24 protein-coding genes, 1 tRNA gene and 1 pseudogene are annotated in these 23,616 nt (G+C 72.3%); 21 read left to right on the top strand and 5 right to left on the bottom strand.

What is annotated here, in order from left to right; translation table 11 throughout:
* Positions 1-31: 31 nt before the first annotated feature.
* Both ACIBF8_RS01770 and ACIBF8_RS01775 read left to right on the top strand, forming a co-directional pair.
* The gene (locus ACIBF8_RS01770) at positions 32-589 is read left to right on the top strand and encodes a DUF501 domain-containing protein (protein ID WP_396780411.1); all 558 of its coding nucleotides are present in this window, start codon (positions 32-34) and stop codon (positions 587-589) included.
* Positions 586-1,122 (top strand): amino-acid N-acetyltransferase, encoded by a 537-nt coding sequence (locus ACIBF8_RS01775; protein ID WP_396780412.1) that lies wholly within the window; start codon positions 586-588, stop codon positions 1,120-1,122. Before ACIBF8_RS01770 ends, ACIBF8_RS01775 begins: the two co-directional genes overlap by 4 nt.
* Here ACIBF8_RS01775 and ACIBF8_RS01780 read toward each other — a convergent pair whose 3' ends face one another.
* The gene (locus ACIBF8_RS01780) at positions 1,123-1,962 is read right to left on the bottom strand and encodes an alpha/beta hydrolase family esterase (protein ID WP_396780413.1); all 840 of its coding nucleotides are present in this window, start codon (positions 1,960-1,962) and stop codon (positions 1,123-1,125) included.
* Positions 1,963-2,110: 148 nt separating this feature from the next.
* Here ACIBF8_RS01780 and ACIBF8_RS01785 point away from each other — a divergent pair, with 148 nt between their 5' ends.
* From ACIBF8_RS01785 to ACIBF8_RS01845, 13 genes are all read left to right on the top strand, one after another.
* Complete coding sequence (locus ACIBF8_RS01785) at positions 2,111-3,151, top strand: ArsR/SmtB family transcription factor (RefSeq protein ID WP_396780414.1); 1,041 nt, start codon at positions 2,111-2,113, stop codon at positions 3,149-3,151.
* Positions 3,152-3,173: 22 nt separating this feature from the next.
* A complete protein-coding gene (locus ACIBF8_RS01790) occupies positions 3,174-4,121 on the top strand; it encodes an exopolyphosphatase (RefSeq protein ID WP_396780701.1) in 948 nt (315 codons plus the stop codon).
* Positions 4,122-4,352: 231 nt separating this feature from the next.
* Positions 4,353-4,685 (top strand): PadR family transcriptional regulator, encoded by a 333-nt coding sequence (locus tag ACIBF8_RS01795; RefSeq protein WP_074316865.1) that lies wholly within the window; start codon positions 4,353-4,355, stop codon positions 4,683-4,685.
* Complete coding sequence (locus ACIBF8_RS01800) at positions 4,682-5,677, top strand: HAAS signaling domain-containing protein (protein ID WP_396780415.1); 996 nt, start codon at positions 4,682-4,684, stop codon at positions 5,675-5,677. Before ACIBF8_RS01795 ends, ACIBF8_RS01800 begins: the two co-directional genes overlap by 4 nt.
* Positions 5,678-5,807: 130 nt before the next feature.
* The gene (locus tag ACIBF8_RS01805; protein ID WP_396780416.1) at positions 5,808-6,320 is read left to right on the top strand and encodes a hypothetical protein; all 513 of its coding nucleotides are present in this window, start codon (positions 5,808-5,810) and stop codon (positions 6,318-6,320) included.
* 200 nt (positions 6,321-6,520) lie between these two features.
* On the top strand, positions 6,521-7,207 hold the full coding sequence (locus tag ACIBF8_RS01810) for a dienelactone hydrolase family protein (RefSeq protein WP_396780417.1): 687 nt from the start codon (positions 6,521-6,523) through the stop codon (positions 7,205-7,207).
* Positions 7,200-7,940: a uracil-DNA glycosylase gene (locus tag ACIBF8_RS01815; RefSeq protein WP_396780418.1), complete on the top strand. Its 741-nt coding sequence runs from the start codon at positions 7,200-7,202 to the stop codon at positions 7,938-7,940. Before ACIBF8_RS01810 ends, ACIBF8_RS01815 begins: the two co-directional genes overlap by 8 nt.
* 22 nt (positions 7,941-7,962) lie before the next feature.
* Complete coding sequence (locus tag ACIBF8_RS01820) at positions 7,963-8,748, top strand: DUF4129 domain-containing protein (protein WP_396780419.1); 786 nt, start codon at positions 7,963-7,965, stop codon at positions 8,746-8,748.
* Complete coding sequence (locus ACIBF8_RS01825; protein ID WP_396780420.1) at positions 8,745-9,329, top strand: hypothetical protein; 585 nt, start codon at positions 8,745-8,747, stop codon at positions 9,327-9,329. Before ACIBF8_RS01820 ends, ACIBF8_RS01825 begins: the two co-directional genes overlap by 4 nt.
* Entirely contained in the window at positions 9,329-10,336 is a 1,008-nt protein-coding gene (locus ACIBF8_RS01830; protein ID WP_363609948.1) for a MoxR family ATPase, read from the top strand. The genes ACIBF8_RS01825 and ACIBF8_RS01830 overlap by 1 nt, the downstream gene beginning before the upstream one ends.
* Positions 10,336-11,775, top strand: a complete 1,440-nt coding sequence (locus ACIBF8_RS01835; RefSeq protein WP_396780421.1) for a DUF58 domain-containing protein — start codon at positions 10,336-10,338, stop codon at positions 11,773-11,775. The genes ACIBF8_RS01830 and ACIBF8_RS01835 overlap by 1 nt, the downstream gene beginning before the upstream one ends.
* A 108-nt stretch (positions 11,776-11,883) precedes the next feature.
* Positions 11,884-12,444: a hypothetical protein gene (locus ACIBF8_RS01840; protein WP_396780422.1), complete on the top strand. Its 561-nt coding sequence runs from the start codon at positions 11,884-11,886 to the stop codon at positions 12,442-12,444.
* A 102-nt stretch (positions 12,445-12,546) separates the two neighbouring features.
* Positions 12,547-13,878 (top strand): NAD(P)/FAD-dependent oxidoreductase, encoded by a 1,332-nt coding sequence (locus ACIBF8_RS01845; protein ID WP_396780424.1) that lies wholly within the window; start codon positions 12,547-12,549, stop codon positions 13,876-13,878.
* Between the two features lie 115 nt (positions 13,879-13,993).
* Here ACIBF8_RS01845 and ACIBF8_RS01850 read toward each other — a convergent pair whose 3' ends face one another.
* On the bottom strand, positions 13,994-15,847 hold the full coding sequence (locus tag ACIBF8_RS01850) for a hypothetical protein (protein WP_396780425.1): 1,854 nt from the start codon (positions 15,845-15,847) through the stop codon (positions 13,994-13,996).
* A gap of 101 nt (positions 15,848-15,948) precedes the next feature.
* On the opposite strand from ACIBF8_RS01850, the gene ACIBF8_RS01855 reads away from it, so the two are divergent.
* From ACIBF8_RS01855 to ACIBF8_RS01870, 4 genes are all read left to right on the top strand, one after another.
* Positions 15,949-16,029: transfer RNA gene (locus ACIBF8_RS01855), tRNA-Leu, on the top strand.
* Positions 16,030-16,135: 106 nt separating this feature from the next.
* Positions 16,136-16,951: a Bax inhibitor-1/YccA family protein gene (locus tag ACIBF8_RS01860; RefSeq protein ID WP_091394231.1), complete on the top strand. Its 816-nt coding sequence runs from the start codon at positions 16,136-16,138 to the stop codon at positions 16,949-16,951.
* A gap of 136 nt (positions 16,952-17,087) precedes the next feature.
* Positions 17,088-17,846 (top strand): Bax inhibitor-1/YccA family protein, encoded by a 759-nt coding sequence (locus tag ACIBF8_RS01865; RefSeq protein ID WP_396780426.1) that lies wholly within the window; start codon positions 17,088-17,090, stop codon positions 17,844-17,846.
* A gap of 176 nt (positions 17,847-18,022) precedes the next feature.
* Positions 18,023-18,343: a hypothetical protein gene (locus tag ACIBF8_RS01870; protein WP_396780427.1), complete on the top strand. Its 321-nt coding sequence runs from the start codon at positions 18,023-18,025 to the stop codon at positions 18,341-18,343.
* An 11-nt stretch (positions 18,344-18,354) separates the two neighbouring features.
* On the opposite strand, the gene ACIBF8_RS01875 is transcribed toward ACIBF8_RS01870, so the two are convergent.
* The 3 genes and pseudogenes from ACIBF8_RS01875 to ACIBF8_RS01885 all read right to left on the bottom strand — a co-directional run.
* Positions 18,355-19,617 carry an acetyl-CoA C-acetyltransferase gene (locus tag ACIBF8_RS01875; protein ID WP_396780428.1) on the bottom strand — a complete coding sequence of 421 codons (1,263 nt, stop codon included), beginning with the start codon at positions 19,615-19,617 and terminating at the stop codon, positions 18,355-18,357.
* A 79-nt stretch (positions 19,618-19,696) separates the two neighbouring features.
* Positions 19,697-20,509, bottom strand: coding sequence for an SGNH/GDSL hydrolase family protein (locus ACIBF8_RS01880; protein WP_396780702.1), 813 nt, complete (start codon positions 20,507-20,509; stop codon positions 19,697-19,699).
* Positions 20,495-21,558 (bottom strand): annotated as a pseudogene (locus tag ACIBF8_RS01885) (SGNH/GDSL hydrolase family protein); the annotation flags it as partial. The gene ACIBF8_RS01880 and the pseudogene ACIBF8_RS01885, both read right to left, overlap by 15 nt.
* 150 nt (positions 21,559-21,708) lie before the next feature.
* Between ACIBF8_RS01885 and ACIBF8_RS01890 the strand changes: the two are divergent.
* Positions 21,709-22,065 (top strand): YkvA family protein, encoded by a 357-nt coding sequence (locus tag ACIBF8_RS01890; protein WP_396780429.1) that lies wholly within the window; start codon positions 21,709-21,711, stop codon positions 22,063-22,065.
* 72 nt (positions 22,066-22,137) lie between these two features.
* On the top strand, positions 22,138-23,508 hold the full coding sequence (locus tag ACIBF8_RS01895) for a cystathionine beta-synthase (protein WP_396780430.1): 1,371 nt from the start codon (positions 22,138-22,140) through the stop codon (positions 23,506-23,508).
* Positions 23,509-23,616: the final 108 nt, after the last annotated feature.

Raw genomic sequence — 23,616 nt, forward strand, 5'->3', positions numbered from 1 at the left:
ACCCACCAGCGCACCAGGAGAGATGGGCACCGTGACTGTCGTACCACCGTCGGAGCCGGCGGCGGATTCCGTTCCCCTGCCGCAGCGGGAGCCGGCCACCGAGGCCGACCTGGCGGCGGTGGCCGCGCAGCTGGGCCGGACGCCCCGCGGCACCCGGGCGGTCGCCCACCGTTGCCCGTGTGGCCTTCCGGACGTGGTGGAGACGACCCCGCGCCTCGCCGACGGCACACCATTTCCGACGCTGTACTACCTGACCTGCCCCCGGGCCACCGCGGCGTGCAGCCGGCTGGAGTCGGCGGGGCTGATGAAGGAGATGGCGGATCGGTTGACGACCGATCCCGAGTTGGCGGCCCACTACCGTGCGGCGCACGAGGACTACCTCGCCCGCCGGGAGGCCATCGGCGAGGTGCCGGAGATCGCCGGCATCTCGGCCGGCGGGATGCCGGGCCGGGTCAAGTGCCTACATGTGCACCTGGGGCATGCGCTGGGCGCCGGCCCCGGGGTCAACCCGTTCGGCGACGAGACGTTGGAGCTGGTCGAGCCCTGGTGGTCGGCCGGGCCGTGCGTGGACGTGCCGACGGCCGAATGAACGCGCAGACCGGGTCCTCGACACCCGAGGGCAAGATTCTGGTACGCCGGGCCCGCACCGGGGACGTGCGGGGCATCCGGCGGCTGGTCGACACGTACACCGACGACCGGCGGCTGTTGAGCAAGGCCACCGTCACCCTCTTCGAGGACGTGCAGGAGTTCCGGGTCGCGGTCCGGGCCGAGGATGACGCCGTGGTGGGTTGCGGCGCGCTGCACGTCATGTGGGAGGACCTGGCCGAGATCCGCACGGTGGCCGTGGACCCGTCCTGTCGGGGCCGCCGGATCGGCCACCGGTTGGTCGGCGAGCTGATCGACGCGGCCCGGGAGCTGGGCGTGGCGCGGATCTTCGTGCTCACCTTCGAGACCCGGTTCTTCGGCTCGTTCGGCTTCCGGGAGATCGACGGCGCCCCAGTGCCCCAGCCGGTGTACGAGCAGCTGCTGCGCTCGTACGACGAGGGTGTCGCGGAGTTCCTGGACCTGGAGCGGGTCAAGCCGAACACGTTGGGCAACACCCGGATGCTGCTGCGCCTCTGATCAGGCCCGGCGGGGGTGGGCGGCGAAGAACTCCCACATCAGGTCGGTGGCGGACAGCCCCGCGGCGGGCGCGGCGAGTTGACCGGACTTCGCCCCGGGCCAGCTGTGGCCCATGTCGGTGATGGTGTAGACGCTGACGTCGCTGCCGTCCGCGCAGGTCGCCAGCGTCCGGGTCACCCCGGCCACCCCGGACGTCTTCGGGCTGGGCCGGCAGTTGAGCCGCTGCTGCCAGGTCCGCATGCCGGTCTGGAAGATCGAGGCGTACCGGTCCTGACCGCCGATGAAGGTGATCACGGAGACCGGGCTCTTCGGCACGTAGTTGTCGGCCGTGGTCCGGGAACCGCTGTAGCCGCCGCTGACCACCCCGATCGCGGCGTACCGACCCGCGCCCTCCACCGCCAACCGGAAGCTCATGTCGCCGCCGTTCGAGATGCCGGTGAGGAACACCCGGTTCGGGTCCGCGTGCCAGGTCTGCACCAGGTGATCGGTGAGGGTGTTGAGGAAGCCCACGTCGTCCTGGCTGCCACAGCAGATCAGCGCGTTGAAGCCACCGCCCTGCCCGTCGGGGTACGCGACCAGCACGTTGTCCTCGTCGGCCTTGGCGTCCAGGCCCGCCAGCTCCTGCATCGAGGCCCCGGCGCCGGGGTAGAAGTGCAGCGCGATGACCAGGGCGGACGGCCGGTTCGGGTCGTACCCCGGCGGCGCGTGCAGCAGGTAGCCGCGGTCCAGGCCGTTGTGCTTCAGGGTGAGCCGGTGGTCGCCGGCCGCCGGGCGTTCGCTCGACGCGGACGGCGCGGCTGGCGGGGCCGACGAGGGCTGCCCCCGCTCACCACAAGCCACGGCCACGACCATGAGGCAGAGCCCCGTCAACACTGCCACCGTTCGCCGCACGTCGGCCACCCCCCGTCGACCCCGTCGTCCACTTTGGAGATCGACCGGCCGCCGATCAACCCTTTCGGTCCTGGCCGAAGGCGGGCAGGCTGTTGCCATGCTTCGCCTCCAGCTCGGGTCGGCCGACCTGTGCCGGGTGCGGTTCGCCGACCGGCTGCACCCGGTCGGGATGGCGCTGCTGGCCGGTCAGTGGCTGCGTGATCCCACCGTCGCGGCGATGGCGCCGACGCTGGCCGGGCGGGCGGCTGCCGCCGAGGGCGCGGCTGCCGCCCAGGCCGCCACCGCGATCCTGCGGCACCTGCTGCCCGACCGGGGGCGTCTGCCGGATTTCGTCACACCCTTCGACGGGCTGGAGTCGGTGCAGGCCGGTCTGGAGGCGATCCGGGCCACCTCGGCTCGGCGGGTCCGCGCCGAGGTCACCGCGGCGTACGCGGACACGACCGCCACCCCGCTTCGGCGGCGGTTCGCGGCTGCCGACCCGGAGGTGCTGGACCTGTTCGGCGGGGCCGTGCGGACCTGGTTCGACGTGGTGCTCGAACCGCACTGGGCCGAGCTGACGTCCGGGCACCGCCAGCAGGTGACGTGCGCCAGCCAGCGGCTGGCGCAGGATGGCCTGGACGGCCTCCTCGCGGGTCTGCACCCGGCGATCCGGTGGCGGGAGCCGGTGCTGGAGATACGGACGTGGTGGGACGGGGATCTCCCCGGCACCGGCCACGGGATCATCCTGCTGCCCTCGCCGTTGGCCGGGCCGCGCCCCCGCGTGCTGGTCGAGGAGGGGCAGCCGATCCTGCTCGTCTATCCGGTGCTCATGCCCGAGCCCGGGGCCTGGGCTGACGACGATTCCCTCGGCCGGCTGCTCGGCGCCACCCGGGCGCTGGTGCTGCGCCGACTGGCGGCCGACGGCGGCTTGACCACCACCGTGCTGTCCCGGGCCGTCGGGATCAGTCTCTCCTCGGCCTCTGAGCACGCCCGCGCCTTGCGGACCGCCGGCCTGGTGGCCAGTGAGCGGGAGGGCGGGGCCGTCCGCCACCACCTGACCGCGCTCGGGGCGGCGTTGTTGCGGGGCGCGCCGGGCGGCCCGTGCGAGTCGTGGCCCACCCCGGGCCAAGCCGGCGGTCGGCCGCCCGTCCTGCCGTAAGGTTGCTGCCGTGACGACGCGTGTGGCGGCCATCGACTGCGGGACCAACTCGATCCGACTGCTGGTCGCCGACCTGCCCGAGGCGTCGGCCGGGCCGCAGGCGCCGTTGACCGACCTGATCCGGCGGATGGAGATCGTCCGGCTCGGGCAGGGCGTGGACCGCACCGGCCGACTCGCGCCGGAGGCCATCGAGCGGACCCGGGTGGCGTTGGCGTCGTACGCCGCCGACATCGAGAAGCTGGGTGCGCAGCGGGTGCGGATGTGCGCCACCTCGGCCTCCCGCGATGCCGCCAACGCCGCCGACTTCACCGAGATGGTGCAGGCCACGCTGGGGGTTGCACCCGAGGTGGTCAGTGGCGACGAGGAGGCCCGGCTGTCGTTCACCGGCGCGGTGCGCGGGCTGCCGGCCGACGCGAAGGAGCCGTTTCTGGTCGTCGACATCGGCGGCGGGTCCACCGAGTTCGTGGTCGGTGACCGAGCCGCCGGGGTGCGGGCGGCGATCTCGGTGGACATCGGCTGTGTCCGGATGACCGAACGGCACCTACCCGGCGATCCGCCGACGCCCGAGCAGGTCGCGGCGGCGCAGGCCGACATCGCGGCCGTGGTGGACCGGGCGCTCGCCGTGGTGCCCGGCCGCGAGGCGGCCACCCTGGTCGGTCTCGCCGGGTCGGTCACCACCGTGGTCGCCCTCGCTCAGGGCCTGCGGGAGTACGACCCGGAGCGCATCCACCACGCCCGGGTGTCGTACGAGCAGGTCGCCCAGGTGACCGCGGACCTGCTGGGCCAGACCCGTGAGCAGCGGTTGGCGAACCCGGTGATGCACCCCGGTCGGGCCGACGTGATCGGCGCGGGTGCGCTGGTGCTCCGCGTGATCATGGAACGGGCCGGGATGCCGTCGGTGGTCGCCTCGGAGCACGACATCCTCGACGGCATCGCCTGGAGCGTCCAGCCGACCACGCTGACGCGCTAGATCAACTCGGCTTCCTTGAAGTTGGGGTGTCCGGGCGGCCGGGATGCCCCGACTTCCTGAAAACCGAGTCGATCAACGCCCATCGCGCGCCCAGCGCCCTGCGTGCCGGCCTGGCCCGGCCCGCCCGGCCTGGCCCGGCCCGCCCGGCCTGGCCCGGCCCGCCCGGCCTGGCCTGGCGTGTCGGAGTGGTTTCGTTGACGCTACTTCGCATTACGCACTAGTGTGCAATGCGTGGACACCACACAGTTGCTGAAGGGCGTGCTCGATCTGGCCGTCCTGGCCGTGCTCCGAGAGGAGGACGGCTACGGTTACGACATCCTGCGCCGGCTTCGCGAGGCTGGCCTGGAGGAGGTTGGCGACGCCTCGGTCTACGGGACGCTACGCCGCCTCTTCGCCGCCGGCCTGCTCACCACCTACGTCGTGCCGAGCGAATCCGGGCCGCACCGCAAGTACTACTCACTCAATGCCGCGGGGCGTGACCAGCTGACCCGTTCCGGCAAGCTCTGGCGCTCGTTCGCCACCACCATGGACAGTCTGCTCGACGATCGGGGGATGGCGGCATGACCGTCACGGAGCAGGAGATCACCGACTACGTGGCGCGGGTCCGGGCCGCTCTGGCCGACCTGCCGCCCACCGACCGCGATGAGCTGACCGAGGACCTTGCCGACCACCTCGCCGAGGTCGCCGCCGAGTCCGAGGGCACCCTCGTCGAGCGGCTGGGCGAGCCCGAGACGTACGCCGCCGAGTTGCGTGCCGCGGCCGGTGCCGCGCCGGGTGGCGGGCGCAATCTCGACCAGCGGGTCGCGAGCGCGCTGGCTCGGGTCCGCGGCCGGCTGCGGGCGTGGGACACCCGTCTCGGCCCACCCCTGGGGTACCCGACGGCCAGCGACTTCCTCCAACTGCTGCGCCCCGGCTGGTGGGTGCTGCGGGGCTATCTGGCGGCGATGCTGGTCACGGTGATCACCACCGGTGGCAGCTTCGGGCTGCTGCCCAGGTTCGGCGGTGAGTTGCTCGCCGGCATGATCATGTTGGTCGGCTTCGTGCTCGCCTCCATCTGGATCGGCCGCAGCTCCGGGCGGTTGACCCGCTGGCCGCGTTCGGCGGTGCAGGTCGGCAGCGTGGTGCTGGTGGTCTTCGCGTTCGCCGCTCTGATCCAGGCGGAGGACCGGATGCGTTACGGCGACTACGGCATCGATCCGACGTCGATCAACGGCCCGTACGACCACGTCCAGGATGTCTTCGTGTACGACAGCGAGGGTCGACTGGTGGAGAACGCCCGGCTCTTCGACCAGAACGGCAACCCGATCCGGCTCGGCTACCCGGACTGCGAAGGTCGCGTCGACGAGTACGGCAACCCGCTGCTGCGGCCGTACCCGTACTGCGTGGGCCGGGCACCCTTCGGCCCCCGGGGCCCGGGTGCGTCCGCACCGTCGGAACCGACCGCGACCAGCACGCCGACGCCGGAACCGACCGGCACGCCGACGTCGACCGGCGAGCCCTCGGTAGCTCCGACGGCGACGCCGAGTGACACGCCAACCCCCACTCCGACGCGCTGAGCCACGATGTGAACTGGATCATGCAGGTGAAGCTGGGAAATAGCTGAACGGACGAGGTGAGCGGGACGACACCGTAAATCAATGATCGTTACGGTGTCGTCTGCTCATCAACCCCTCGGAAGGAACCCCCGTGTCAGAGCAGGTCGCACCGCCCCCCGCGCCCGACGCCGCGCCAGCCCAGCCGGCCGTCGAGACGCCGCAAGCGGCGGCGCCGCAGCAGGCCGAGCCGCCGGCGGCCGAGCCGAAGGCGGAGAAGTCCGGTGCAAAGAAGGCCCTCGGCATCGTCGGTGCGATCCTCGCCGTCGTTGTCATCGCCGGCCTGAAGTTCGGCGTCGCCTCGGCGATCGGCAACTACTTCAACAAGGACGAGACCGCGTCCGCCAAGACCGGCGACTGCATCGCCGAGCTGCCTGAGATCACCGGCACCGAGCAGGAGGAGGTCGACGGCGCCAAGGTCGTCGAGTGCACCTCCACGGACGCCGCGTACAACGTGGTCGGTCGGGTGGACGGCCAGAGCGAGGCCCAGGCCAAGGCCGACACCACCTGCACCCAGTACTTCAAGGAAGGCGAGGAGGGGTACATCTTCTCCAGCATCGAGCCGGGCAAGACGGGCTATGTGCTCTGCCTGACCAAGAAGGTCTGACCGGAGCGGCAGATCGGCATCGACGGCGGCGGGGGCGAACCCCGCCGCCGTTGGCGTACCCGGAGTCACCACGGGGCGAACAGGAGGTGAATGCCACTGTTCCGGCGTCTTCCCGACGGCCGCGCGGCGTGGCAGGCTACCGGCACGTAGGACCACTGGGCGACCAGCCAACGATGACTGACCGCTAGGAGGACGGCCGCATGGGCGAAATGGTGAGCTACCGCAGCAACGGGGGCACGAGCGAGGGGTATCTCGCGATACCCGCCAGCGGCACGGCCAGCCCCGCCGTCATCGTCATCCAGGAATGGTGGGGCCTGGTCCCACACATCCGGTCGGTGGCGGACCGGTTCGCCGAGGCCGGTTTCGTCGCCCTCGCCCCGGACTTCTACCACGGCGAGACGACCAGTGAGCCGGACGAGGCGCAGCGGCTGCTGCTGGCGATGCGGATGGACGAAGCGGCCAAGGACATCGCCGGGGCCGCCGACTATCTCGCCAGTCGTTCCGAGGTCACCGGCAAGGTCGGCGCGGTGGGCTTCTGCGCCGGCGGCAGCCTGGCCCTCTGGTCGGCCACCATCTCCGAGCGGATCGTCGCCACCGCCGGCTTCTATCCCGTGCTGCCCTGGGAGTCGATGCGCCCCGACTGGGCCGACTACGCCGGCAAGACAGCAATCATCCACTCCTCCGAAGAGGACGGCACCTCGGCCAACGAGGGCGTACAGACCGCACGTCGAGCCATCGAGGAGGCCGGCGGCGACTGCCACCTCTACGACTACCCGGGCACCGCGCACGCCTTCTTCAACGACGACCGGCCGGAGGCGTTCGACCAGCGCGCCGCCGCCAGCGCCTGGGCCCGCACCCTGGAACTCTTCCGGGCCAAGCTTGGCTGAGACGCGTACCCCCGAACAGGTGGTCGCCCGCGCAGCGCGGGCGACCGACCTGGCCGACCTCGACGCCGGTGTCAGCGACTGTTTCGCCTGCCCCCGGCTGGTCGAGTGGCGGGAGGAGGTCGCCCGCACCCGCCGGGCCGCCTTCCGCGACCAGGAGTACTGGGGTCGGCCGGTGCCCGGCTTCGGCACCGGCGACGCACGAATCGCCATCCTCGGATTGGCTCCGGCCGCGCACGGTGGCAACCGCACCGGCCGGATCTTCACCGGTGACCGGTCGGGTGACGTGCTGTTCGCTGCGCTGCACCGGGCCGGGCTGGCCAACCAGCCGACCAGTGTCGCCGCCGACGACGGGCTCACCCTGCGGGACCTGCGGATCTTCGCGGCCGTCCGGTGTGCGCCCCCGGACAACAAGCCGACCCCGGCGGAACGGGACACCTGCGCACCCTGGCTGCACCGCGAGGTCACGCTGATCCGGCCCACCCTGCGTGTCGTGGTCGCGCTGGGCGCGTTCGCCTGGGCCGCGTGGTGGCCGGTGCTCCGCGCGGTGTACGGGCAGCGCCCGCCCAGCCCGCGACCGGCGTTCGGTCATGGGGCACACTGGTCCGGCACGGACGCTCCGGACTTGCTGGGCTGCTACCACGTCAGTCAGCAGAACACCTTCACCGGGCGGTTGACACCAGGGATGTTGGACGACGTCTTCGGCCAGGCCAAACAGCTGGCCGGAGTGGACTGAGGCGACGCGTGGGGTGGTGGCGATGACAAACGGCACACGCCCGCCCATGCCGTTACCGTCCGCCGAGCCGGGTGTGCTGCGCCCGGTGCTCGGCCTGCTCCGCCGCTGGTGGCCGGTCGGCGCGGTCGCCGCCCTGCTCGCCGGTGCCGCGCTGGCGTCCGCCCACTCGTCGATCGGGGCCAGTCGGATCCCGCCGGCCGCCGACAACGTGCCCTGGGTTCCCGAGTACCCGACGGCCGAGCCGTCGCCGTCCATCCCGATCGAGCCACGCGACGCCGCTGAGGCCACCCAGGCGCACATCCCGCAGTGGATCGCCACGGTGGCGATGGTCCTGCTCGGGCTGGCGATTCTCGCCGCGCTCGGATACCTCTGCTGGGTGTTGATCCGGGGCGCGCTGCGCCGGACCACCCGGGCACTACCGGCCCAGCGGACCCGTCGTACCGCCGAGGGCACCGCCCGTGAGGTGGTCGCGGCCCTCGACGCCGGCCTGGTGGAGCTCGACGACCGGGACACCGACCCCCGGGTGGCGGTGATCGCCTGCTGGGTCCGCCTGGAGGAGACGGCTGCCGCGGCCGGTGTGCCGAGGCTCGCCGGGGACACCCCCACCGACCTGGTCAGCCGGCTGCTCCAGGGCGACCCAGCGGCGGGCGTGCCCGCCATCGTCAGCACCGACGTGCTGGCCGAGTTCGCGCACGTCTACCGGGAGGCCCGGTACGCCACCCACCCGGTTGGCGAGCGCACCCGGGACCAGGCCCGCGCCGCGCTCAGCCGACTGCGCGGAGAGCTGACGGCGGTGGTGACGTCATGAGCAGCACCAGCATTGACGATCTGCTCGCGTTCGAGGAGGAGCCGGCGCCGGCTGGTCCGCAGGCGCGCCCCTCCCGGTCGGGTCCGGTGCTGCGCTCGCTCGCCTGGGCCGCCGCGCTGGTCGCGGTCCTGCTCGTCGGCCTCCGGGCGGTGGGTCTGAAGGTATCGCTGCCCGTGCTGATCGCTGGGGTGCTCGCCGTGCTGGCGGTGCGCCGGGTCACCGCCCTGCTCGCGCCGCCACCCCCACCGCCCGGCGGTGCCCGGGTCGGCACGGGCGAAGAGGACGGCAGCTACAACTGGGCCGCCCGGGACGCGCTACGCAGCGCGATCAACCGGTGGGAGTGGCCCCTGGACTGGTCCTCGACCAGCCCCGAACGGTTCACCGGGACGGTCCTGCCCCGAATCGGTGAGCTGGCCGACGAGCGGATGCGCCTGAAACACGGCGTCACCCGTGAATCGGATCCGGCCCGCGCTCGCGCGCTGCTGGGTGAACGCCTGTGGACCTTCCTGGAGACCCCGCCTCGCCGCACCCCGTCGCCGCGCGACCTCGCGGTGATCGTCGCCGAACTGGAGCAGATTTGATGAACGACGTGGACCGGAGCATTGCCCCCGCCGAGGTCGGGCACCTGGCTCGGGCGGTCCTGGACGCGGTCGGCACCGTCGTGGTCGGCAAACGGGACGCGTTGGAGCTGGTCCTCGCCGGCATCCTCGCGGGCGGGCACGTGCTCCTGGAGGACCTGCCCGGGCTCGGCAAGACGCTCACCGCCCGCTCGTTCGCCCAGGCCCTCGGGTTGGACTTCCGGCGGTTGCAGTTCACCCCGGACCTGCTGCCCGCCGACGTCACCGGCTCGTTCCTGTACGACCAGCGCAACGGCGACTTCACCTTCCGGGCCGGCCCGGTCTTCACCAACCTGCTCCTCGCCGACGAGATCAACCGGACGCCACCGAAGACCCAGTCCGCGCTGCTGGAGGCGATGCAGGAGAAGCAGGTGTCGGTTGAGGGGGTGACCTACAAGCTGGACGAGCCGTTCCACGTGCTGGCCACCGCCAACCCCATCGAGTACGAGGGCACCTACCCGCTGCCCGAGGCACAGCTGGACCGTTTCCTGCTACGGGTCTCCTTCGGTTACCCGCAGCACGAAGAGGAGTGGGAGGTGCTGCGCCGTCGGATGAGCCGTCGCCGGGAGGAGGCGGACATCAAGGCGGTGGTCGACGCGGCGACGCTGCGGGCCATGCAGGCCGCCCTGGAGGACGTGGTGGTGGAGGACTCCATCGGCCGCTACATCGTGTCGCTCACCGCGGCCACCCGGGAGCACCCGTCGGTGCTGGTTGGTGCCTCACCTCGCGGTTCGCTGGCGCTGCTGCTGCTGGCCCGGGTTCGCGCGGTGTTCGGTGGACGCGACTACGTGGTGCCGGAGGACGTGAAGGCGGTGGCGGCGCCCGCCCTGGCCCACCGGATCACGCTGCGCCCGGAGATGTGGCTGCGTCGGGTCGATCCGGCGTTCGTGGTGGGCGAGGTGCTGGAGGCGACTCCCGCCCCGGCCAGTGGCGCGCTGCCCAGCTACGCCGCCGGCGGGCCCCGGCACTGATGACCGGACCGACAGTGCCGACGGTCACCGAAGCGGAACCGGCTGCCGGCTGGGCGCCCACCCCGGCGCTCGGCCGCGCGGTGCTGCTCGCCGGCCTGCTGCTGGTGGCAGGTGTGCTGCTGGGTCGGGTCGACCTGATCGTGCTCGCCGCCCCGTTCGCGTTGGGCACCGCGTACGCGCTGCGTAAACGGCCCACGGCGCTGCCCCAGGTGTGGATCAGCCAGGGTGACGGCGGGCCGCTGGTCGAGGGCGGTGACGTCACGGCGGCGGTGAGCGTCGGCAACCCGGACACCGTCGACTACGACCTGGTGGTGATGCGTTCCCGGGTGTCGCCGTGGCTGCGGATCGAACGGGCCGGTTTCACCCGTGACGAGGCCGTCGACGTGCCGCCGGGCACCACTGTGGAGACCGGTGCGACGGCTCCGGCCAACGGTGGGCGGCGTTCCGTCGCGGACCGGCCGTTCGTGACCTCGGTGCCGATCGGTGCCGCCGTGGACCTGGAGATGGCGGGCAACGCCCTGCGCTGGGGTCGGCATCCGGTCGGCCCGGCCGGTGCCCGGGTCGCCACGGCGGGTGGCCTGCTGGTTTCCCGGGCGGTGATCACCGAGCCGGTCCTGGTGCGGGTGTACCCGCGTACCGAGCCGTTCGAGGCGGTGGAGGCGATGCCGCGCGCGGCTGGTCTGGTCGGGGCGCACCACAGCCGGCGGCCCGGGGAGGGCGGCGAGTTGGCCGGCGTACGCGTCTTCGCCCCCGGGGACCGGCTGCGCCGGATCGACTGGCGGGTCTCGTTGCGGGCCCGGCAGCTGCACGTGGCCGCCACCCTCTCCGACCGGGACGCCGAGGTGGTGGTGCTGCTCGACGTGCTCGCCGAGGCGGGCCGCTCCGGTGGGGTGGGCGGTGCCGCCTCGGTGCTGGACACCACCGTCCGGGCCACCGCGGCGATCGCCGAGCACTACCTGCACCGTGGCGACCGGGTCTCCCTGCTGGAGTACGGGCCGGCAGCCCGCCGGCTCCGGCCGGCCGCCGGGCGGCGGCAGTACCTGACCGTCCTGGAGTGGCTGCTCGACGTCCGGGTGCACGCGTCCGCGCACGAGCCGTACGACCAGGTCTTCGGCCCGCAGTTGCTCTCCTCGGACGCCTTGGTGGTGGTGCTCACCCCGTTGCTGGACGAACGGTCGGCGCAGATGCTCGCCCGGCTGGCCCGCGGCGGGCGGTTCGTGGTGGCTGTCGACACGTTGCCGACCGATCTCGCGTCGCCGAAGGACCGGGGGTGGGCCGAGGTGGCGTACCGGCTGTGGCGGTTGGATCGCGACATCATGATCGGGCAGCTCCGGGAGCACGGCGTGCCCGTGGTGCGTTGGGCCGGCGCCGGCAGTCTGGACCAGGTGCTGCGGGACGTGGCCCGGTTGGCGACGGCGCCAAGGGTGGGTGGCCGGTGAGCGCGAGGAGTGAGCTTGCGAGCCCCGCAGTCGCGAACGAAGGGCGGGCGCGGTGAGCGCGAGGAGTGAGCTTGCGAGCCCCGCAGTCGCGAACGAAGGGCGGGCGCGGTGAACGCCGTCGTGGAGCGGGTTCGGGCGGTGCAGTACGCCGTCGCTCGGGTCAGCGTGGCCCCGCTGCTGGTTCGGGCCGCGGTCTTCGTCATCGTGTTTGCCGGGTTCGTCCTGGCGTTCCCCGCCGAGGTGCTCTCCGGCCGGACGATCCTCTTCCTGGCGGTGGCCGCCCTGTTGCCCGCGTTCGGGCCGCGTCGGATCTGGGCGACCTTCACGGCGTTGGTCACGGTCGGCGGCTGGTTGCTCGCCACCGACGGGTACGGTCGCCCGGTCGCCCTTTGGCGGCTGCTCGCCATCGCGGCCCTGCTCTATCTGGGCCACACCCTCTGCGCGCTGGCCGCGCTGCTGCCCTATGACGCGGTGGTGGACCCCGAGTTGATCACCCGTTGGTTGGTGCGGTCGGCCGCGGTGCTGCTGGGGGCGGCCGTACTGGGCGTGCTGTTGTTGCAAGCGGCGGGGACGGGTGGGGAAGTCGGGCACCAGTGGGTCACCGTGCTCGGGCTCCTGGTGGCCGTGGCCACGGCGGCGTTGCTGGGCTGGCTGCTGCGCCGCCGGTGACCACTGCGACACGAGGGTTACGCAGGTCACATGGGTTGTGCTCCGTCACAGATGGGGGGCGCGAGCGGGATTACCTGAGCCGGCCGGGGAAAGATAGACGACGTGAATCCGAAGCGGATCCTTGTGGTTGGTGCCGGGCACGTCGGTCTGTATGCCGCGCTGCGCCTGTCGAAGAAGCTCAGCTCCCGTGAGGCTGAGGTCATGGTGGTGGACCCCCAACCCCACATGACCTATCAGCCGTTCCTGCCTGAGGCGGCAGCGGGCAACATCTCCCCGCGGCACTCCGTGGTGCCGCTGCGACGGGAGTTGCGCCGGTGCAAGATGGTGGCCGGTACGGTCACGCGGATCGAGCACGACCGCAAGGTGGCCACCGTGCAGCCGATCAGCGGCCCGGCCCGGGAGATCACCTACGACCACGTGATCGTGGCCCCGGGTTCGGTGTCCCGCACCCTGCCGATTCCCGGCCTGCACGAGCAGGGCATCGGGTTCAAGACCATCGGTGAGGCGATCTACCTGCGCAACCACGTGCTGGATCGGCTCGACGTGGCGGCCGCCACGCCGGATCCGGACGTCCGCCGTTCGGCGCTGACCTTCACCTTCGTCGGCGGTGGGTACGCCGGCATCGAGGCGCTCGCCGAGATGGAGGACATGGCTCGCGACGCGCTGCGCTACTACCCGGAGCTCAAGCAGGACGAGGTTCGCTGGGTGCTGGTCGAGGCCACTCAGCGGGTGCTGCCCGAGGTCGACCGGGACATGGGTGCCTACACCGTGCAGCAGTTGCTGAAGCGGAACATGGACATCCGGCTGGACACCCGGCTCGAGTCCTGCGTCGACGGCGTGGTCAAGCTCTCCGACGGGGACAGCTTCCGGTCCGACACGATCGTTTGGACGGCCGGTGTGAAGCCGTCGCCGATGCTGGACGCGACCGACTTCCCGCGTGACGACCGCCGACGGATCACCTGCCTGCCCACTCTTCAGGTGGTCGACGGCGACCAGGTGGTCGAGGGTGCCTGGAGCGCCGGCGACTGCGCCGCCGTGCCGGACCTGACCAAGGAGCCGGGCAACTTCTGCTCGCCGAGCGCGCAGCACGCGGTGCGCCAGGCCGCCCGGATGGCCGACAACATCGCGGCCGTGATCCGGGGTCGCGAGCCGGTGAACTACAAGCACAAGCACGTGGGCAGCGTCGCGAGCCTCGGCCTGCACAAGGGCGTGGCCCAGGTCTACGGGATCAAGATGACCGGTTGGCCGGCCTGGGTGATGCACCGGACGTACCACATGAGCCGGATCCCGTCGTTCAACCGCAAGGTTCGGGTGGTGGTGGACTGGTCGTTGGCGTTCTTCCTCAAGCGTGAGGTGGTCGCCCTGGGTCAGCTGCACGACCCGCGCGAGGAGTTCGTCGAGGCATCCCAGCCCGTCGGCGCCCCCCGCGTCTGAGCCCTCACCAGCCCCGCCGATCTTGCACTTTCGGACGCCGTAACGCGGCTTTTGCCACGCTTTGTCCCCGCAGAAAGTGCAAGATCGACGGGGTTTTGGGTGCTCCGACGCGGGCTTAGACGCGCCAGGTCCAGGCGTCGGCGATCCGGGTGGCGGGGCCGTAGAGCTGGTCCAGGGTGGCTCGGAGGCTCTGCGCGTGGGGGGCGTCGTCGGTGAGCGCCACGCAGGACGCGCCCCAGAAGTCGGCGTCCCGGGCGGCCTGGCGGCGCTGCTCGTCGCCGATGGCCGGTTGGTCGCCGCGCCGGGCAACGTCCGCCAGCAGCGCGGAGGTCGGCTGCTTGAAGGTGCCCATCGCCGCGGTGCCGCCCCGGCCGTACGGGCCGATGAAGAACCCCTCCGGCAGCCCGAAACCGGCGTCGGCTGCGGTCGCCCAGCGCATCGGCCAGGGCTCCTTCGGGGTGGGTAGCGGCACCGGGACCAGCACCCCGCCGGGGCGTACGCACTGTCGCCAGTGGCCGCCGGTGATGAACTCCGGCACGGCGGGTCGTCCGGTGGTCGGCAGGGGGGTCGGGAAGATCGGCAGCAGCGCCACGCCGACGGCCAGTGGCACCAGCCGCCGCGCTCGACCGGAGCTACCCAGTGCCCGGTCGACCGCGAGTACCAGCAGCGTCGCGACGATCGGCAGCAACGCCAGCGCGAACCGCATCGGCAGCGCCCCGTCCACCACCGGTAGGCCGCCGATCAGGGCGTACGGGCCGGGAAGCGCGGTGCGGGTGCCGCCGAGCACCACCTCCGGGCCGAGTGAGAGCGCACCCATCACCAGGCCCGCCACGACGCAGGCGAAGACCAGCCGGCGCCGCCCGACCCAGATCGCGCTGGCCACGGCGACCAGCAACAGCGGCCAGCCGAGGAAGGTGTTGTACTCGGCCGGGCCGGTGGTCAGCCGGGCGGACTGGTCGCTGCCGGCCACCGACAGCGGGGAAACCGTCCACCAACTACTCAGGTCGGCGGAGAAGTAGGCCGGGGCGAACATCCCGTCGGCGACTCCCTGCGGCCCGGCGAACTGGAACCACAGCGGATAGCCGAGCACCAGCAGCGCGAGTCCGGCGGCGATCGCCACCCCGCCGGCGAAGCCGGGGAGCGCTCTGCGGGCCAGGTCCCGGTCCGACACGGCGTAGCTGATCGCCATCACCAGCAGCGTGATCGCGGCGAGGAAGAGCACCTCCTCGCCGATGAAGACCTGCGCGGTGACCGCGGCGGCCAGCCCCGCCGCGGAGGTGAACAGCCGCCGGCGGTCCGGCCCGGTGGGTCGGCCGGTCTCGTCCGGCGTCCCGGGCCCCGGGTCGGCCGCCCGCAGCAGCCGGACCACCAGCCAGACGATCACTGGCACCAGCCACTGGGCGGTCATGTGCAGGTGGCTGTTGGTCTGCGAGACCATGCCGGGGCCGAATCCGCACAGTCCGCCGCCGAGTGCCGCGGCCACCCAGCGGGCGCGCAGCGTCCGGTGGAACAGCAGGTACCAGGCGAGGGCGGTGCCGGCCAGGTTGGCGGCAGCCAACAGCGCGAAGGTGACCGGTGCACCCAGCAGCAGGGTGACCGGCGCGAAGACGACGCCGAGCGCGATCACCGTGGTGTTGGCCATGAGGTTGACCCCGTCGGGGGCGTTGAGCCGGTCGGTGAGCAGGTCGAAGTCGCCGAGCAGCGCGCGGGCGTCCACGGCCAGGAACCATTCGTAGAGGGTCTGGTCCTCCGGGTTGAGCGCCAGGGTCCGGCCGCCCGGGTCGGGCCACAGCCCGTGGGTGAGCCAGCCGGCCAGCACCACGAAGATCAGAGCGCTCAGCAGGTCGACCCGGCGTCGGTGGACGGCGGCCAGCAACCGGGTGGCCCGGGGTCGGCGGTCGACCTGATCGGCGAGGCGGACTGCCTGCTCAGGGGCGGCGTCGGGGGCCGTGGGGGCTGCGCTGCTCACGGCATCGACCCTAATGTGGCCAGGCCGACGGGGTACGCCGGGTCGCCGCGAACCGGCTACGGTGACACTGCACCAGGCGTGTCGGCGCGCCGGTGCCACCCGCCCGGGTGGTGGAAAGGCAGACACGGCCGCCTTAAAAGCGGCTGCCGAAAGGCGTGCGGGTTCGACCCCCGCCCCGGGCACCGGTCGGTTGACACATTCTCATTCGTGATCACCAGGACTTGGCTGCGCCGTTTACTCTTGGAGGGCACGTTCACGTGCACACGACCCCCTGAGGGAGGCCAGACAGTGAAGACCTCGAACCCGGTGCTCGCCCGGCTCGGCCAAGCGGCCGAGCGGGAGCGCTCCGCCGGGTACGCCCCGGCCGGGCCGTACGGACAGCCCGGCATTCCCCAGCAGTACCCGTCCCAGGCCGGCTACCCGGCCGCGCCGCCGACCGTGGCACCGATGACGGTTGACGACGTCGTCGTCAAGACGGTCGCCCTGCTCGGCATCCTCGGCATCACCGCCGCGGCCGCCTGGGTGCTCGTGCCCGACGCGCTGGTCGGGACGGCCTGGATCGGCGCGGCGGTGGTCGGCCTGGTCCTGGGCTTGATCATTTCGTTCTCCCGGATGGCCAACCCGGCGCTCGTGATCGCGTACGCGGTCGTCGAGGGTGTCTTCGTCGGCATGGTCAGCAAGGCGTTCGAGACGCGCTACGACGGCATCGTGCTTCAGGCCGCGGTTGCCAGCTTCGGCATCTTCTTCCTGATGGCGATGCTCTACAAGGCGAAGGTCATCCGGGCCACCCCGGCCTTCGTCAAGGGCATGATCGCGGTGATGGTCGGCCTCTTCGCCGTCATGATGATCAACCTGGTGTTGGCGCTGTTCGGCGTCAACACCGGTCTGCGTGACGGCAGCCCGCTGGCCATCGGCTTCAGCCTGGTCTGCATCGTGGTCGCCTCGCTGAGCTTCGTGCTCAGCTTCAAGGAGATCGAGGACGGCGTCCGGATGGGCCTGCCGCAGCGCTACTCCTGGGTGGCCGCGTTCGGCATCCTGGTCAGCCTGGTCTGGCTCTACATCGAGATCCTGCGCCTGCTGAGCTACTTCCAGGGCGACGACTGACCTCGTCCGCACTGCCGACCGGCGCCCGTCCCCACTCTGGTGGGGGCGGGCGCCGTCGTCCGCGCCGTTTACCCGCCGCCGCCGGTCCGCCCGGGGCAGAGTGACTTCGGGGGGTACGCGGGCGAAGGAGGCGGCGGTGCGCAGCAACAACCCGGTGCTCAACCGGCTGGACGAGACCGGCCGGGTGGAGGCCCGGGTGCTCGGCGCCCGTGACGTCGAGCCGATGACCGTCGACGACGTGGTGGTCCGCACCGTCGGGCTGCTGCTCGTGACCGGCGCGACCGCGGCGGTGTCCTGGACGGTGATCCCCGACGCCGTGTGGCTGGGTGCCGCGCTGGCCGGCAGCGCGCTCGCCTCGATCGCGCTGGTCCTGGTCATCTCGTTGCGGGGGATCACCAACCCGGTGCCGATCGTCGGGTACGCCGTCCTCCAGGGCCTGCTGCTGGGGGTGGCGAGCCGTACCTTCGAGCAGGTGTATCCGGGCATCGTGGTGCAGGCGGTGGCCGGCACCTTCGGCGTCTTCCTCGGCATGGCCGCCCTCTACCGGGCCCGGGTGATCCGGGCGACGCCCCGGCTGGCTCGCCTGGTGATCGGCACCCTGCTCGGCATCGCCGTACTCAGCGTGGTCAACCTGGTGTCGTACCTGATCTCCGGGCGGCCGGGCCTGGAGGTCTACAGCGTCAGCGGGGAGGTTGGCTGGTTGCCGTACGCCTTCTCGGTGGTGGCCATCATCGCCGGGGCGTTCAGCTTCATTCTCGACTTCGACCTCGTCGAGCGTTCGGTGCGCGACGGTCGCCCCCGTCGGTACGCGTGGCTGAGCGCGTTCGGCCTGCTCACCGGGTTGGTCTTCCTCTACTGGCAGCTGTTGCGGCTGCTCAGTTACCTACGCCGCTGACCCGCCCGTGCGGCGCCTGCCGGCCGGTGGTCGGCCGCTGACCCGCGTGATCGACTCGATTTCGTGAAAGTCGGGGTGTCCGGGGCGCGGTGACGCCCCGATTTTCAGGAGGACGAGTCGATCTCGGCTGTGGTGCCGGTCGGCTGTGGTCGGTGTCGGCCGTAGACTCGGCGGCGATGAGCGCAGCGGAGTTGGACAAGACCGTGCAGTTGCTGGTCCGTCAGATCGTGCACTGGCAGCAGCCGCGCTGGGCGGCCGTCGCGACCACCGGCAACGTGTCCCGCGCCGACCTGGTGCACCGCCTGGTGCAGGAGATCGCCAACCTGGCGGCCGACGCCGAGGGGGAGCCGCGGCGGGTGGTGCCCCGGCTCGACAACGACCTGGCCCTGCCCGACCAGCTGCGGGTGGTGACGGCGGACCTGTTGGCCGCCGACCCGGGGCCCGAGGCGCTGGCCCGGGTCGCCGCCGAGGTGACGGCGACCCGCAGCGCGCTCTGAGGCAGGTCGGGTCAGCTCAGCCGTTCGAGCACCATGGCCATGCCCTGGCCACCGCCCACGCACATGGTCTCCAGACCGATGGTCTTGTCGTGCCACTCCAGCGCGTTGAGCAGGGTGCCGGTGATCCGCGCGCCGGTCATACCGAACGGGTGGCCGACCGCGATGGCGCCACCCATCACGTTCAGCCTCTCCTCCGGGATGCCCAACTGGCGGTAGGAGGGGATGACCTGCGCGGCGAACGCCTCGTTGATTTCGACGAGGTCGACGTCGTCGATGGTCATGCCGGCGCGGCGCAGCGCCTGCCGGGACGCCTCGACCGGCCCGAGACCCATGATCTCCGGCGACAGGGCGGTCACCCCGGTCGAGACGATCCGGGCCAGCGGGGTGAGCCCGAGCTCCTCGGCCCGCTGGGCGCTCATCACGACCACGGCGGCCGCGCCGTCGTTGAGGGGGCAGCAGTTGCCCGCGGTGATCCGACCGTCCGGGCGGAAGACCGGCTTCAGGCCGGCGACCGCGTCGAGGGTGACGCCGGCCCGGGGCCCGTCGTCGGTGCTCACCACGGTGCCGTCCGGCGTGGTGACCGGCGTGATCTCCCGGGCCCAGAAGCCGTCGGCGATGGCCTTCTCGGCGAGGTTCTGGCTGCGTACGCCGAACTCGTCCATGTCGGCACGGGTGACGTCGTACACCTGGGCCAGGTTTTCCGCGGTCTGCCCCATGGTCAGGTAGATGTCGGGCAGTTCACCGGCCTCGCGCGGGTCGGTCCACACCTCGGCCCCGCCCTGCGCGCGGCGCTTCGAGCGCTCGCCGGCCGACCCGAAGCGCGGGTTCTCCCAGCCGCCGCCGACCAGGGCCTGCGCCTCGGGAGGCAGCCCGTCGGAGCTGCCCCGGGCGTAGCGGGACACCATCTCCACACCGGCGGAGACGAACACGTCGCCCTCACCGGCCCGGATCGCGTGCATCGCCATCCGGGTGGTCTGCAACGACGAGGCGCAGTAGCGGGTCAGCGTGGCGCCGGGCACCGTGTCCAGACCGAGGAGCGTGGACACCACCCGGGCCATGTTGAAGCCCTGCTCGCCGCCGGGCAGGCCGCACCCGAGGTAGAGGTCGTCGATCGTGGTCGGATCGAGTGCGGGGATCTTGTCCAGCGCGGCCTGGACGATGGTCGCGGCGAGATCGTCGGAGCGGACATCGCGCAGGGACCCCTTGTGCGCCCGGCCGATGGGGGAGCGGGCGGTAGCGACGATGACAGCGTCGCGGGACGACTCAATCGGCATGGACCAACGTTAACCCGCCAGTAACATGGCGCGGAAGAAGCCGGCCCGGCGGGAAATGTCACCCCGCACCGGGAACGATCTAGCGCCGGGTGGTGGCCGCCGCCGCCGCGACGATGGCCGGCAGCAGCGCGTGCGCCCAGACCCGGTAGCCGTCGGCGGAGGGGTGGAAGCCGTCCGGGCAGAGCGTCCCCGCGTCGGCCCGGAACACCGGCCCGGTCTCGGTGGCCAGGTCGACCACCGAGCCACCCGCCTCCAGCACGGCCGTGGTCTGCGCGCGGGCCATCCGGCGCCCGGACCAGCCGACCACCTGGCGCAGCGGAGGCGCGATGGCACGCATCGCGCCGAGATCGGGGCAGGTGCCCACCACCACCTCGACGCGCGCCTCGCGCAGCCGGTGCACCGCCGCGCCGAGATAGGCCGCCGCGTCGGAGGGCCGACGCAGCCCGGTGGCGTCGTTCGCGCCGATCAGGATCAGCGCCACGTCGGGTCGTTCACCGAGCAGGGCGCGGGCGACCTGGGTGGCGAGGTCCGTCGAACGGGACCCGGAGACGCCGACGCTGGACAGGTGCACGCGGCGGCCGGTCGGGCCCTCGGCCAGGAGGTTGGCCAACTGCCCGCCGATGGTGTCCTCCAGCCGGTCGACACCGACGCCCAGCGCCGACGAGTCGCCCAGCAACACCAGTCGCAGCGGAGGGGCGCCCGCCCGGCCGATCGTGGCGCGCAGGGCCAGGCCCAGCTCCGGTTGGGCGTAGCGGCGGTGCCGGGCGACGAACGCCTCACCGGCGAGGACTGCGGCGCCGCCGACGGTGCCGGCGAGCAGCGAGAACGCCGCCGCCCGGCCCAGTCGGCCAGCGAGGCCGGGGGTCACGCCCCGCGCGCTGCGCTCGTTCATGCCAGTCCCTCCACTGTCGAGGTGTCCGAGGCGGAGCCGTGCTGCGGCACCGCCCCGACACCGAAGAACGCCCGGCGGCGCAGCTGCGCCCACCGGCCGGCCGGCCCTCGGTCGCGGCCCCGGACCTGGACGCCGCTGACCTCCGTGCCGGCGTGTCGAGCCGCCTCCTGCGCGGCCTCCGGCAGCGACCGTACGCCGTCGCGGCGCGTCGGTGTGGCCCGTCGTTCGGGGGCCGCGCCGAGGGCGGAGAGCATCGTCGGCAGGAGCGCGGCGGCGGCCATCGCGTACCCCTCGGCGGAGGGGTGGAACCGGTCCCAGGCGAACATCCGGGTCGGCTCGGCCGCGAACCGGGGGCCGAGCAGATCACCGAGGGAGACCGTCCAGCCGCCCGCCTCGACCACCGCCACCGTCTGGGCTGCGGCGAGTTGGCGGCTCCAGCGGTGCGCCAGCCAGCGCAGCGGTGGCTGGATCGGGCGAATCGCGCCCAGGTCGGGGCAGGTGCCGACGACCACCTCACAGCCCGCGTCGCGCAGTGTGTGCACCGCCTCGACCAGGTAGCGCACCGCCAACCCACGCGGCGTGCGGTTGGTGATGTCGTTGCCGCCGATGAGGATCACCGCGATGTCGGGCCGGGACTCCAGCGCCGCCTCCACCTGGTGGCGCAGCGCCGCCGAGATGGCTCCGACCACCGCGAAGCGGTGCAGTTGCACGGGTCGGTGTAGTCGGCGGGACAGGCCGGTGGCGAGCAGCGCCCCGGGCGTCTCCCGGCGGCGGTGCACCCCGTAGCCGGCCGCCGACGAGTCACCGAGCACGACCATGGTGAGCGCGGGACCGGGGAACTTCGCGCCGTACATCCCGTCACAGCGCGGCGGCGGCGCCTCGGCCATCGGGATGGTGCGTCGCGCCTGACGGGCCTGGCCGAGCAGCACCCCGCCGGTCGCCACCGCGGCCGCCGCGGTGGCGCCGGTGCCGATGGCTGCCAGCCGGGCGAAGCGCCGGGCCTGTCGCCAGCGCTCACCACCGGGTACGACGGAATTAGCCACCCCCATACCGCGACATTATCGCGCTGCCCCGACACACCGCTGTCGTCGTGACGGCAGCCAGGTGCCTGGAAACCGACGCGACGGGGTACCTGTGCGGGTGCGGCCGGCCGACTTGCGCCGACCCGCCACGCTGATCCGGCGGAGAGGAGCGCGACGATGGGTAAGACACTGAAGCGCAGCGCGGCGTTCACGGCCCTGGCGCGGGCCCTGGCGGCCGGGGCACGCACCGGGCCGTCGATGGGCACGCGGTTGGCGGCGTTGCCCCGGATGATCCGGGCAACCGTCAAGGGGGAGTACGACGGCGGCCTGCGGCTGGCCCTGATGACCGCGGCGACGGCGTACATCGTCTCGCCGATCGACCTGCTCCCGGAGATCCCGCTGGCGATCTTCGGGCTGGCCGACGATGCGGTCATGATCACGTGGTTGGCCGGCAGCGTGCTCGCCGAGACCGATCGCTTCCTGGAGTGGGAGGCCCGCCGTAGCTCGGTCATCCCCGGGGGGCTGGTGCCCTGACGGCACGTACGCTGGGCGGCGAGGAATCGTCTTCCCGGTCGCCAGCGCCGGCGCCGCAACGAAGGGCACACCGTGCAGTACTACGACAACGTCGTCGACATGATCGGAAACACCCCGCTGGTGCGTCTGCGTAACGTCACCAAGGGCATCCAGGCCACCGTGCTCGCCAAGGTGGAGTACGTCAACCCGGGCGGCTCGGTGAAGGACCGGATCGCGCTGCGGATGGTGGAGGACGCCGAGGCCGCCGGCCTGCTCAAGCCCGGCGGCACCATCGTCGAGCCGACCAGCGGCAACACCGGCGTCGGGCTGGCCCTGGTGGCCCAGCTCAAGGGCTACCGGTGTGTCTTCGTCTGCCCCGACAAGGTCAGCCAGGACAAGCAGGACGTGCTCCGGGCGTACGGCGCCGAGGTGGTGGTCTGCCCGACCGCCGTCGCGCCGGAGGATCCGCGCTCGTACTACAACGTCTCGGACCGGCTGACCCGGGAGATCCCCGGCGCCTGGAAGCCCAACCAGTACAGCAACCCGGCCAACCCGCGCTCGCACTACGAGACCACCGGCCCGGAGCTGTGGAAGCAGACCGAGGGCGGGCTCACCCACTTCGTGGCCGGCGTCGGCACCGGCGGCACCATCTCCGGCATCGGCCGCTACCTCAAGGAGGCCTCCGACGGGCGGGTTCGGATCGTCGGGGCCGACCCGGAGGGCTCGGTCTACTCCGGCGGCACCGGCCGCCCGTACCTGGTGGAGGGCGTCGGCGAGGACTTCTGGCCGGAGACGTACGACCGGGGTGTCGCCGACGAGATCGTCGAGGTCTCCGACAAGGCGTCGTTCGAGATGACCCGGCGGCTGGCCCGCGAGGAGGGGCTGCTGGTCGGCGGCTCCTGCGGGATGGCCGTCGTCGCCGCCTTGGAGGTGGCCCGCCGGGCCAACCCGGACGACGTGGTGGTGGTGCTGCTGCCCGACGGCGGCCGGGGCTACCTCTCGAAGATTTTCAACGACTCGTGGATGGCCCGGTACGGCTTCCTCGACAACTCGGGTGCCGAGCCGACGGTGGCCGACGCGCTGGCCAGCAAGCCGGGCGGGCTGCCCGAGCTGGTGCACGTGCACCCGACCGAGACCGTCCGCGACGCGATCGACTACATGCGCGAGTACGGCGTCTCGCAGCTACCGGTGCTCAAGGCCGAGCCGCCGGTGGTGACCGGTGAGGTCGCCGGTTCGATCGCCGAGCGGGACCTGCTCGACGCGCTGTTCACGGGTCAGGCCCACCTGCACGACACGATCGAGCGGCACATGGGCGACCCGCTGCCGATGATCGGTGGCGGCCAGCCGGTGAGCGAGGCGGTGGGCATGCTGGAGAAGTCCGACGCCGCACTGGTCCTGGTCGACGGCAAGCCCAAGGGCGTCCTCACCCGCCAGGACCTCCTGTCCCACCTCGGCGCCCACTGAGTCCGGTCCCGGTGCCCCGCCTGCGGGCGGGGCACCGTGCCGTGTCGCCCGGGTCCCCGCCGGCCGGGGGGACCCGTGCCACTCTGTCGCGTCCTTTGCTCTGCTTAC

It is taken from the genome of Micromonospora sp. NPDC050276, from assembly GCF_044459545.1.
GTDB lineage: Bacteria > Actinomycetota > Actinomycetes > Mycobacteriales > Micromonosporaceae > Micromonospora.

Bases quoted from the DNA above. Each gene is read 5' to 3' on its own strand.
- ACIBF8_RS01775 (WP_396780412.1), top strand. From the start codon at position 586: ATGAACGCGCAGACCGGGTCCTCGACACCCGAGGGCAAGATTCTGGTA.
- ACIBF8_RS01785 (WP_396780414.1), top strand. From the start codon at position 2,111: ATGCTTCGCCTCCAGCTCGGGTCGGCCGACCTGTGCCGGGTGCGGTTC.
- ACIBF8_RS01800 (WP_396780415.1), top strand. From the start codon at position 4,682: ATGACCGTCACGGAGCAGGAGATCACCGACTACGTGGCGCGGGTCCGG.
- ACIBF8_RS01810 (WP_396780417.1), top strand. From the start codon at position 6,521: ATGGGCGAAATGGTGAGCTACCGCAGCAACGGGGGCACGAGCGAGGGG.
- ACIBF8_RS01820 (WP_396780419.1), top strand. From the start codon at position 7,963: ATGACAAACGGCACACGCCCGCCCATGCCGTTACCGTCCGCCGAGCCG.
- ACIBF8_RS01825 (WP_396780420.1), top strand. From the start codon at position 8,745: ATGAGCAGCACCAGCATTGACGATCTGCTCGCGTTCGAGGAGGAGCCG.
- ACIBF8_RS01830 (WP_363609948.1), top strand. From the start codon at position 9,329: ATGAACGACGTGGACCGGAGCATTGCCCCCGCCGAGGTCGGGCACCTG.
- ACIBF8_RS01835 (WP_396780421.1), top strand. From the start codon at position 10,336: ATGACCGGACCGACAGTGCCGACGGTCACCGAAGCGGAACCGGCTGCC.
- ACIBF8_RS01870 (WP_396780427.1), top strand. From the start codon at position 18,023: ATGAGCGCAGCGGAGTTGGACAAGACCGTGCAGTTGCTGGTCCGTCAG.
- ACIBF8_RS01875 (WP_396780428.1), bottom strand. From the start codon at position 19,617: ATGCCGATTGAGTCGTCCCGCGACGCTGTCATCGTCGCTACCGCCCGC.
- ACIBF8_RS01880 (WP_396780702.1), bottom strand. From the start codon at position 20,509: ATGAACGAGCGCAGCGCGCGGGGCGTGACCCCCGGCCTCGCTGGCCGA.
- ACIBF8_RS01890 (WP_396780429.1), top strand. From the start codon at position 21,709: ATGGGTAAGACACTGAAGCGCAGCGCGGCGTTCACGGCCCTGGCGCGG.